Source organism: Serratia sp. H1w (genome assembly GCF_000633355.1).
Taxonomy (GTDB): Bacteria; Pseudomonadota; Gammaproteobacteria; order Enterobacterales; family Enterobacteriaceae; genus Chania.
In genome coordinates this window covers 1-9,751 of the sequence record NZ_AYMQ01000148.1, presented here as the reverse complement: position 1 = coordinate 9,751, position 9,751 = coordinate 1, and the positions used below count along the sequence as shown (strand labels likewise).

Genomic DNA, 9,751 nt, shown 5'->3' with positions numbered 1-9,751 from the left:
TACTAATTGGAGGCAGCACCATATATTGAATACATTGAAAAATAAAAAATCGCACAAGAATCAACTCCCCTTAAAAGAATCAGAGGTGTTTCTGTACTTAGGGGCGGGCCTTTCACATAAAGAAGTGGCACAACAGTTGAGTCTATCCAGCAAGTATATTTATGCGATCAGACGTAGAATTAATATTTCGCTAGGGTTGCGGGAATGTAATAGCGCCACCAGCATTCTCCTCTGCCGGGATGTAGCAGAAATGAGGTTGTATAATAGACGGCGAGCTAGTTTCACCCCTTGGGGTTATGAAAACAGCCTTACATTCTTTTGAACATAAAACAACCAAAGCTAGCAGTTGTATAACTTGATTTTAATATCATTACCGGGGAAGTGAAAAACGCCGAGTTCCATATCGCCATTCAGGGAAATATGAAGCAGAACTCGGTGAGCGACAACCCACCTCGAAAATAGAGAGCATGCTGATAGGGTTTTATTTTCAATGAAACAATTCTCATTCAGATAATAGTGGGGATATCAGTGTGAATAGAAGGATGAATAACAGCGATTTATCGCATATTCCACTTCTCGCTTGCACTGAAAAGGAAAGAGTCAACCTGAAAGACAGGTCACGCTGACAGGTTGGCTATTCCAAATTTAAATGACGATGTAATACTTAAATGGAGTTAATTATGAAGTACAGTAAATATCTGTTGGCAACCGCAATCGTGGCAACTTTTGGTATAAGCGCTGTTCAGGCAGCGTCAAACGGCACCGTTAACTTTACCGGTGAAGTGCTCGATAAAACCTGCGATGTCACTATCGATGGTAATGCCAGCCCGGCCACTGTGGTGCTGCAAGCCGTTGATCGCGGCCAACTGAGCGCTGCCGGTGCAACCGCCAAACGTACCAGTTTCAACATTGAACTGAGCAACTGTTCTGGCTCAGCTTCCGTGACCAACGCAGCCGCATTCTTTGAAAACAGCTCAACGGTTGATCCGATCGGTTACCGCCTGAACAACACCGAAACCGGTGCTACCGCTGCAACCAACGTTCAGTTGCAGTTGATTGACGCACCAACCGGTAACGCGATCAAGGTTGGTAGCCCAGATCAGCATACCTCTTCCACCACCTATGACCTGACTTCAGGCTCAGCCACTCTGCCGTATGCCGTTGAATACTACGCAACTGGCGCAGCAACAGCAGGCCTGGTAGCCAGCTCCGTCAATTTCACCATTAACTACTTCTAGTCTTTTACTGCAAAAAACTAGCTATTGACGAGCTTTACACGGGGAGCAGCCGAGCGCTCCCCGCATTCAGGGAGAGTCCATCATGAATCACCGTGCCATTTGCCATCGTGCCGCCGCATTCCTTATTACTTTTATTTTGACGGCCCCTGCAGTGGCGGGGATTGTCATCACCGGTACACGCGTTATTTATCCGGCGATGGAGCGCGAGATAATGGTGAAAATCGATAATCGTGGGAATAAGCCTGTTCTTGCTCAGAGCTGGGTGGACGACGGCAATCCAGATGCATCACCGGAAACAGCCAATGCCCCTTTCACCATCACCCCACCGATCAACCGCATCAATGCAGGCAAGGGGCAAACACTGCGCTTGATGTATACCGGTGAGCCACTGCCGACAGATAAAGAGTCCGTGTTCTGGCTCAACGTACTGGAAGTGCCACCGCTGAGCAAAGACAAACAGAACCAGCTACAGATGGCGTTCCGTTCACGCATCAAGATTTTTTTCCGCCCGGCAGGCCTGGCGGGTAATGCCAACAAGGCTGGGCAGTCTGTCACCTGGAAAAAGGTCAATGGCGGTGTGGAGGGAACCAACCCGACTCCGTACTACGTGTCACTAGCCAATATCGCTGAAGATAAAGAGGGTAAACGAACCGTCAGTAAAGGCGGCATGATTGCTCCCGGCGGCAAAACCGTATTCGCGATGAAAAAAAGCTTAAGCACCATCTACCCCTCATACATCAACGATTTTGGTGGCATTAACCCCACATTACAGCCGGTCGCTCCATAACCACCGCAGGCTGGAAACGTAAAGCGTGCATTGTGCGCTGTTACTGGAATAAGCCACATAACAGAGCTCTTTCCAGATTGATTATTGCGCAGCCCTGTTAGGGTGTTTTAGTGATAAGGAATTCACATGCCTTCTTTCCATCATTCGCTGTCGCCGCTGGCCGCCGCCGTCCTGCTTTCGCTCGCCGGAGGGGCTATAGCCGACGATGACATTGAGTTCAATCCCAGCTTTATGAGCCCCGGCAGCCAGCAGCGCATCGACCTGACTCGCTACAATCAAGACCTTGCACCGGCGGGAAAGTACAGCGTCGAGCTTAACGTTAATGGCCGCCGCTTCGGGCGAGATGATGTGACCGTGCAGGACAGGATCGTGGAGGGTAAACGGGTACCGCAAGTCGATATCTGCGTTAAGCCCTCCGCACTCGCTACGCTGGATATCAACGTTGAGCGGCTGACTCCAGAGGCGCAAAAAATGGTGGCGGCTCAGAAGGCGGCAGGCAAGGATGATGCGTGCCTTCCCCTGAATCAACTGCTGCCGGAAGGCAGCGTGGCGTTTGACGCCAATGAACAAGCGCTGAACCTCAACCTGCCGGAGATTTTACGCGTTAACCGTCCTCGCGGTTACGTCAATCCCGAACAGTGGGATACGGGTATCACGGCGGCCACGCTGGGCTACAACCTTAACGCTGGCAGCACCCGCTACAACAGCAAAAATAACGATACGCTCTACGGTAATATTAACGGCGGTTTTAATCTCAAAGGCTGGTACCTCCGCCACAACGGTGTCTACACCAAAACCACCGATACCAACAGCAACTACAACAACATCAACACCTACCTGCAGCGGGATATTCCCGCCATTCTGGGGCGAGTAATCATTGGCGATGCCAACACCAAAGGGGAGCTGTTCGACACCCTGTCGTTTCGTGGTGTGCAGATAGCCAACGAAGAGCAGATGCTACCGAACTCGGTCAGAGGCTATGCGCCAGTGGTCCGGGGCATCGCTCGCTCGGCGTCCAGGGTCGTTATCCGCCAGAATGGCAACGTCATTTACGAGCGTTCGGTAGCACCAGGGCCGTTTGAAATCACCGATCTGTACCCGACCGGCTACGGCGGTAGCCTGGATGTCTCCATCGAGGAAGCCAATGGTGGGCAGCAGAATTTCCAGGTCCCTTATGCTGCGACCAGTAATCAGCTACGCCCCGGTTCACACCACTACAGCATGACCTACGGCAAGATACGCTCAAGCCAACTGCGTAGAGAACCTACCCTGCTGGAAGCTTCTTACCGGCGCGGTATTAACAACGCCATGACGTTGTATGGCGGCATTCAGGCCAACGGGGCCTACCAGGCGGTAATGGGCGGTGCCTCTTTCGGCACCTCATTCGGCTCCTTCTCGATGGACGTCACCCACGCACGACCTCGGCTGGGCGAGGGCTGGGGGAAAATATCGGGAGAGAGTTACCAGTTGAAGTACAGCCAAATCATACAGAGCACCGGCAGCAACCTGTCGATAGCCGCTTACCGCTATTCCACCGACGGCTTTATGGACTTTATGACCGCCATGCAAACGGCTGAGCAGTACTCCGGGGACGGCAGCGGCAAGACCTTTAAACGCGCTAAAGACCGTCTGTTTGTCAGCGCTTCGCAGCCACTGCCGCAGGGCTGGGGGCAGTTTTACATCAGCGCATGGCAGCAGGCTTACTGGAATGACTCATCCACTGACCGGCAGTATCAGTTCGGCTACACCAACCGCTATAAGGATCTCAGCTACAACCTGAGTATGAGTCGCAACCAGGACGCATTTGGTCGCTCTCAGAACACCTACATGCTCAACCTGACGCTGCCACTGAACGACCTGTTGGGCTTCAGCCAGATAGGCTCCAGATTTACGCGCGGGCCAGGCAACACAACGAACGAACAATTGTTTGCCGCAGGTACTTCGGGGGCCGAGCGCGAATACAGCTACAACGTTACGGCGGGTTATAACCGGCAGGGCGGCGAAAGCAGTGGCAACAGGAATAGCAGCAGCCTTGTCATGAACGGTTCGGCGCGCACCCGGTATACCACCCTGAGCGCGTTGGCGGGTACCGGCCAAAATTATGAAACCTGGTCGGCAGGCATGAGCGGCGCAATGGTAGCGCACTCAGGAGGGCTGACTCTGTCGCCTTACAGCGGCGATACCTATGCACTGGTCGAAGCTAAAGGCGCGAAGGGCGCCAGCATGGTGAGCTATCCCGGTATCAAGGTGGACAGCTTTGGCTATGCAGTTATCCCCTACCTGACGGCCTATCAGCTTAATGAAGTGGAAATCAGTCCGAAGGGGCTATCGAACAACGTCGAGCTAAATCTGACCAGCCAGAAAGTCGCCCCCTACAGCGGAGCCGTGGTGAAAGTGAAGTATGACACCACCGTGGGTTACCCGGCACTCATCAGCGCCTCGATGGCCAACGGTCAACCTATGCCGTTTGGCGCGGAAGCGTTTGATAGCGAAGCACGGCGGATTGGCGTCGTGGGCCAAGGAGGACGGCTATTTGCCCGTGTGCCGTCAACCGAGGGGAAAATCAAGGTCGTTTGGGGCGAAGCTCTGGACCAACAGTGCCAGATACGTTATCTGCTGCCTGCCAATGCGGATCTGGAAAAGAGCAATGCCATCAGGTTTAACTCGCGCTGCGAGTAACGGTGACATGAAGACATCGCCGGGTGGCCGAAACGACAGGCGCTTATCCGGACAGCAGCGTTAATAGCAGAATAAAGGATTTGATGATGAAAACGACGACGCGCTTACTTTCGGGGCTAAGAAAATACGCCAGACCGATTAGCCAGTTTTTGAACGGCTCTCTAGCACTGGCGGTATTACAGACGCAGGCGGTAACCTGTGAGTTCACCAATCTTTTCAATGAAAACCTGACATTCCCAGTCGTTGGGCCAGGCATGTCAACAGTGGGGGAAGACGTTCCCGTTGGCAAGGTGCTCTATGCAAGTCGATTCTGGAGTAAGGGCTACTCAACCAGTTATGAGTGTTCAATAACGAATGCAGAAAGGCTGATGATGAATACCTATAACAAGGTTGAGGTGATTGCTACACCGTCGGGGGTACCAGCACGCTCTGGTGATAAAGATATTTTCCCAACCAATGTACCTGGGATCGGCGCTATTTTTTACATTTCTGGATCGCTTTTTGATAACGCGGTATTTCCAGGGATTTGGGAAAGAACGTTTGAAATTGGTTGGGGAACGATGACCCAAGGGCTAGGCCAAGTGTCATCCGTTAACGTCGAGCTGGTTAAAACCGGGCCGATCGCTGCGGGAACCCAGCAGGTGCTGGGGTCTTCATTTCCCACTTTTCAGGTTAGCTCTGGTTCAAAGTCCCCATTCGTCGTTGAACATGTCTTCGTCACGCTTAATTTTAGCGGCGCAACAACTATGTATACCAAAACCTGTCAGTTGGCCAAATCGGTTATTGATGTCGAGCTTGGTACGCACCAGCGGGCCGAGTTTACCGGCATTGGCAGTGTGACTCAGTGGGAAGATTTTGATATTACGTTAAAAGACTGCCCTCCTTTTGTGGGTTATGGCGACTATACATTTACCGAACGTACTGGCGCACTCAAAGGTTCGAATGAAGCCAATCAGGTCGCAATCAGCTTTAACAGCGTCCACGGCGTGGTTGAGAGCAATCCATTGCTGGCTAAGCTGGAAAGCAGGCCAGGCTCAGCCTCGGGAATTGGTATTGAACTCTCAGAGAGGAATGCCGCCAGTTCGATTAAACTTGACGGTAGCGGTGGTTTTGACCTCCAGAACTTACCGACACAAGATGGCTCATCGTATGTGATCCCACTTAAAGCCCGGTATGTTCAATATGAGAGCAATATGACGGCAGGCCTCGCAAACGGCGCTGCGGTGTTTACCATAACGTATAATTAGCGGCTGCAATGACGAGTCAGCATCCTGAAAACAAGAGGTAGCCTAACAACCCAGTCCTGGTCGCAAGAGCAGGACTTTGATCCAGTCGATATCATCAATTGAGCGTTATGCTTAGAGACGCTCCCTCTGCCTTATTAACATCCAATAATTCAGATCGATAACGTTAAACATTGATGCGAGGAAAACCTTGCGGATCCTGAATTTCAGGCACAAAAAAAGCCGCTCGTGAGCGACTTGATTTGCGTACTGACTAATGGTGCGAAGGCCGGACTCGAATTTAACGCCTAATATACTGATATCAATGTATTTTATAAGCAGGAATAAATGGTTATACCCGCACTTGTACCCACAAGTCAAAATCCGTACAAAAAATAGACATTTCGAATGGGTATAAAGCCATACCAGTAGAACACCGATATGGCAGTCAACGCAAGATTCAGGCAGGCAGGAACGTTTTCTTCAGAGGCACCAAAAGTTTAGTCTCGATATCAACTTGTTCGTAGTTCTCAATAAGCGCACGGACGAGATCATCAAGTGTCCAGAGCGTCAGTGGTATTGTCGAACGGTCGGCTTCATATCGAGCATCTTTCGTAAAACCCCCTGTACTAACATAAAGCCCGCGATCGTCTTTATGGCGACCGCCGATAAAGCTGCGTATCTGTTGACTTCCCATCTGTTCCCTGCGGTGCTTTACTTCAACGATGATACGCGGATTTTCAAAACCGAACCCATCAGGTGAAGCAATGATGTCTTTACCCCGATCGGCTCCCGCAGGTGAGACCTGCGTTTTATAGCCCATACTGCGTAAAACTCCGGCAACAAGATTTTGCATCTCATCCCAGTCAAGAGAGTTGATACGATCTTTGATACCCTCAAACGCCAGCATTTCCATGTCGCGAAGCGGATCAGAAACAACCTCATCTTCATCCATCGCAATTGGATTCTGAGTAATTACATCTGCAGTGGGTTTCTTATCCTGCAAAAGCTCTTCTAGCGCATATTCTGGAAGCTGGAAAACCGTCAGCGTAGAACCTAATGTATTTTTGGTAGCAACAGACAGTCTATCGCGGTCAATTTCTTGAGTATTCCATTTAACCTGTCGAGCGATTCCCATCCCCTCTTCTACCCATTCAGGGTGGTACTGGAAATCAGATGTAACCTTACCTAGCAGATAAGTACGGTTGGCTGGCGAATAGGTAATAACCCAATCACCCTTTTGGATCTCATTCACAAAACGCCAGACCTGCGATGCACCAGAACGCGCAGTTCCCAGCTTTGTTAAGGGATCTGCCTCCTGGTATAAGGCGAGTAACTGGGCTCGGGACAGGCCGGGTTTGACTAATGGAGCCAGCTGAGACCAACCGATGCCTACAATTTGCTTATCGCGAAAATCGTCATAGAGCTTGCCGCCGTCACCACGGATCATCCACATTCTGTTGCCCATACCCGTCCCTTCATGAGGAAAAGAAATTATGCTGGATCATAAGCTTGTTCGTAGTATGCGTCAAAACCATCAACAACGACGGCCCAGCATTCCCGGATTGTGCTTACGATAATGTGCCCAGTTAAAATTACAGCTTCAATTTGCATGATATTTCGTCCATATAAGTAAAAGCACCAACCAGCATCGGCAGGTGCTTTTTGGAATGAGTAAATTAAATAAGTAAGGAAAGCTGCAGTGTGAATCAGGAAGGCTATTCCCAATGTTCACCGTGCCGCGCTAATACGATTTCTTTTCAATAAACCTGTTGCCTGTCGCGCCCGCAGAATATCGACTGCCCGCAGATATGGGGACTGTTCTTGCCAGTCGAATCCCCTGCGATCAATACGAACCAGCACGTACTTTTCCACCAGAAAATTAACGGCATCGGCCAAAGATATACCGGCATCGATATGTTCCTGAATTACCGTTTCATCACTGAATGGCGTGTCGTTGAGTATCAGGCCATAATGTTGTTCCAGCAGGCGTGCAAGCAGCATTTGCCAGACAGCCACGGGCGACAGACATAGCTTCGCCGCCTGCGGATTTGTTGCAGGTAGAGTTTTCATATTTGCTCTTGTGAAAGTAGTTAACGATGGGTGGAGTAAACGGCGATGTATACGTAGCCGCAACTGCCAAGGGTATCGGCTTCGCAGGTGAAACCATTGTGGTACAGGGTGACACAGTGGGCATGGCGAGGATTCATTTCACCAGTAGTCAGCATCGATTCCATCTGGCTGATAAAATGCGGGAATGCCACATCCAGCTTAAGACATTCTGCTTCGCTGAACTTACCGGTGATACTGGCCCGGTCAGCAAGATAGTGCAGCCGGTTTCCCTCCTGTACCAGACGAGCGCCAAAGTAAGGTGTCACATTACGATTCAGACCCCACTTGAGAAATGAATCGTTCTCTGAGTCAGTAGATTTCATTGCAGTACCCTCATATCCAGCCTCGCTCTGCAAAAGACACAATTCCATCTGATCCGATAACCAGATGATCGAGAGTGTTCACATCAACCAGTGCCAGCGCTTCTTTAAGCCTGCCCGTAATGTTGCGGTCACATTGGCTGGGCTCCGGGTCACCGGATGGATGGTTATGCGCCAGCACGACAGCTGCAGCATTGAAGCGAAGCGCTGATTTCACTACCTCTCGAGGATGGACCTGGACATGGTTAATCGAACCGGCAAATAGTGTTTCACTCTCCAGTAAACGGTGCTGGTTATCGAGATAGAGCACCATAAACACTTCCCGCTCCTGTCCGGCCAGCTGTAGCCGAAGCCAGTCACGAGCAGCAGTACTGGAGGTAAAGGATTTGCCGGGCTGACGCAGATATTTATCCAGTAGATTGATAGCGCGGCGAATGGTGCGTTGGGCATAGGGGGTTAATCCGGATGTCGCGGGAAGCAGGCAACCATGCTGGGCCATAACCGTCAGTTGGAAAAGTTCAGGCTGTGATGACATCGGGGATAATGCGGTACTCATGTCGGGTATTCCTCAGTCGATTAGATGCATAATGGCGCTGCATTCCGGATGGTTTAGCGCAAAGTCACGTAAGCGATAATAGTGTTCAGTCATCGCATCACACTCGGTGCGACAAGCGTGGTGGCTGTATGCCATCAGGCAGACAGCTATACCGGCAGCCTCTCCGCTCATCTCCGCATCGTTGCCATTCATCGGGTTGAACAACGTCCATTTCTCACCGTCAGGCTCCGGAGCCATAAATGCGCCGCTATTGCTGAGTGTGTAAAAGCTCCAGACGCCGCCGCTGTAATCAGCGCACAGGCGATCCATCCAGCCGAAGATTTGGGGCTCAAGGGTTATCCATTGTGGTATGGAGCCAAAGTGCTGCGGCCAGAAGCCGATGCGTAGCTCGTCAGGGACCACTGAGGCCGTGATTGCTGTCTGCTCAGCGAACTGAAGGTTTTGTGTATCCATCAAACTATCTCCTTATGCCGGAACGATTGTTTAACGCCCGAAAAATTCGAGCATGTTTTCTGCCATAACTGAACCGTACCGGGTTTCTTGGAGACTAAACTCTTAGTGAAAGGAGACCCAAAATGAAATCACAATCTGCCAAACGCTATCCCCCTGAATTGCGTGAGCGCGCAGTCAGAATGTTGTTGGAACACCGTGATGAGTATGACTCTGAGCCAGATGCCATTCGTGCCATCTCGTCAAAAATCGGATGCCATTACGACACTCTGCGAGCCTGGTTACTTCAGCATAAAAATGATGTCCGTGGGGGTATCAGCCCCGTCAGCACTGATGATGGTGGACTGAGTACCGATGAGCGCCAGCGTTTAAAAGAACTGGAACGT

At 50.9% G+C, this 9,751-nt stretch carries 11 protein-coding genes; 6 read left to right on the top strand and 5 right to left on the bottom strand.

The genetic code is table 11. The features are described 5' to 3' along the window. The 5 genes from U869_RS32670 to U869_RS0127425 all read left to right on the top strand — a co-directional run. A partial coding sequence (locus tag U869_RS32670) for a hypothetical protein (protein ID WP_369795100.1) occupies nucleotides 1–322 on the top strand: 322 nt, incomplete at its 5' end. A gap of 358 nt (nucleotides 323–680) precedes the next feature. Next, a complete protein-coding gene (locus U869_RS0127440) occupies nucleotides 681–1,238 on the top strand; it encodes a fimbrial protein (protein ID WP_025123640.1) in 558 nt (185 codons plus the stop codon). A gap of 82 nt (nucleotides 1,239–1,320) precedes the next feature. Further along, nucleotides 1,321–2,025 (top strand): molecular chaperone, encoded by a 705-nt coding sequence (locus U869_RS0127435; RefSeq protein WP_025123639.1) that lies wholly within the window; start codon nucleotides 1,321–1,323, stop codon nucleotides 2,023–2,025. A 126-nt stretch (nucleotides 2,026–2,151) separates the two neighbouring features. Continuing rightward, nucleotides 2,152–4,704 (top strand): fimbria/pilus outer membrane usher protein, encoded by a 2,553-nt coding sequence (locus tag U869_RS0127430; protein WP_025123638.1) that lies wholly within the window; start codon nucleotides 2,152–2,154, stop codon nucleotides 4,702–4,704. 86 nt (nucleotides 4,705–4,790) lie between these two features. Next, complete coding sequence (locus U869_RS0127425) at nucleotides 4,791–5,951, top strand: fimbrial protein (protein ID WP_025123637.1); 1,161 nt, start codon at nucleotides 4,791–4,793, stop codon at nucleotides 5,949–5,951. Between the two features lie 436 nt (nucleotides 5,952–6,387). Here the strand turns inward: U869_RS0127425 and U869_RS0127415 are convergent, their stop codons facing one another. The 5 genes from U869_RS0127415 to U869_RS0127395 form a co-directional block, all read right to left on the bottom strand. After that, nucleotides 6,388–7,395 carry a restriction endonuclease gene (locus U869_RS0127415; RefSeq protein ID WP_004108748.1) on the bottom strand — a complete coding sequence of 336 codons (1,008 nt, stop codon included), beginning with the start codon at nucleotides 7,393–7,395 and terminating at the stop codon, nucleotides 6,388–6,390. A gap of 263 nt (nucleotides 7,396–7,658) precedes the next feature. After that, entirely contained in the window at nucleotides 7,659–8,000 is a 342-nt protein-coding gene (locus U869_RS0127410; protein WP_025123636.1) for a TA system toxin CbtA family protein, read from the bottom strand. Nucleotides 8,001–8,020: 20 nt separating this feature from the next. Beyond that, nucleotides 8,021–8,362, bottom strand: coding sequence for a type IV toxin-antitoxin system YeeU family antitoxin (locus U869_RS0127405; RefSeq protein ID WP_025123635.1), 342 nt, complete (start codon nucleotides 8,360–8,362; stop codon nucleotides 8,021–8,023). A gap of 10 nt (nucleotides 8,363–8,372) precedes the next feature. Beyond that, on the bottom strand, nucleotides 8,373–8,915 hold the full coding sequence (radC, locus tag U869_RS0127400; RefSeq protein WP_025123634.1) for a DNA repair protein RadC: 543 nt from the start codon (nucleotides 8,913–8,915) through the stop codon (nucleotides 8,373–8,375). A gap of 12 nt (nucleotides 8,916–8,927) precedes the next feature. Continuing rightward, on the bottom strand, nucleotides 8,928–9,368 hold the full coding sequence (locus U869_RS0127395) for an antirestriction protein (protein ID WP_025123633.1): 441 nt from the start codon (nucleotides 9,366–9,368) through the stop codon (nucleotides 8,928–8,930). A 122-nt stretch (nucleotides 9,369–9,490) separates the two neighbouring features. On the opposite strand from U869_RS0127395, the gene U869_RS0127390 reads away from it, so the two are divergent. Then, nucleotides 9,491–9,751: transposase (locus U869_RS0127390; protein ID WP_025124011.1), on the top strand; the 261-nt coding region annotated here is incomplete at its 3' end.

Excerpts from the sequence above, each read along its gene's own strand:
- U869_RS0127440 (WP_025123640.1), top strand. The coding sequence starts at position 681 with ATGAAGTACAGTAAATATCTGTTGGCAACCGCAATCGTGGCAACTTTT.
- U869_RS0127435 (WP_025123639.1), top strand. The coding sequence starts at position 1,321 with ATGAATCACCGTGCCATTTGCCATCGTGCCGCCGCATTCCTTATTACT.
- U869_RS0127430 (WP_025123638.1), top strand. The coding sequence starts at position 2,152 with ATGCCTTCTTTCCATCATTCGCTGTCGCCGCTGGCCGCCGCCGTCCTG.
- U869_RS0127425 (WP_025123637.1), top strand. The coding sequence starts at position 4,791 with ATGAAAACGACGACGCGCTTACTTTCGGGGCTAAGAAAATACGCCAGA.
- U869_RS0127415 (WP_004108748.1), bottom strand. The coding sequence starts at position 7,395 with ATGGGCAACAGAATGTGGATGATCCGTGGTGACGGCGGCAAGCTCTAT.
- U869_RS0127410 (WP_025123636.1), bottom strand. The coding sequence starts at position 8,000 with ATGAAAACTCTACCTGCAACAAATCCGCAGGCGGCGAAGCTATGTCTG.
- U869_RS0127405 (WP_025123635.1), bottom strand. The coding sequence starts at position 8,362 with ATGAAATCTACTGACTCAGAGAACGATTCATTTCTCAAGTGGGGTCTG.
- radC (WP_025123634.1), bottom strand. The coding sequence starts at position 8,915 with ATGAGTACCGCATTATCCCCGATGTCATCACAGCCTGAACTTTTCCAA.
- U869_RS0127395 (WP_025123633.1), bottom strand. The coding sequence starts at position 9,368 with ATGGATACACAAAACCTTCAGTTCGCTGAGCAGACAGCAATCACGGCC.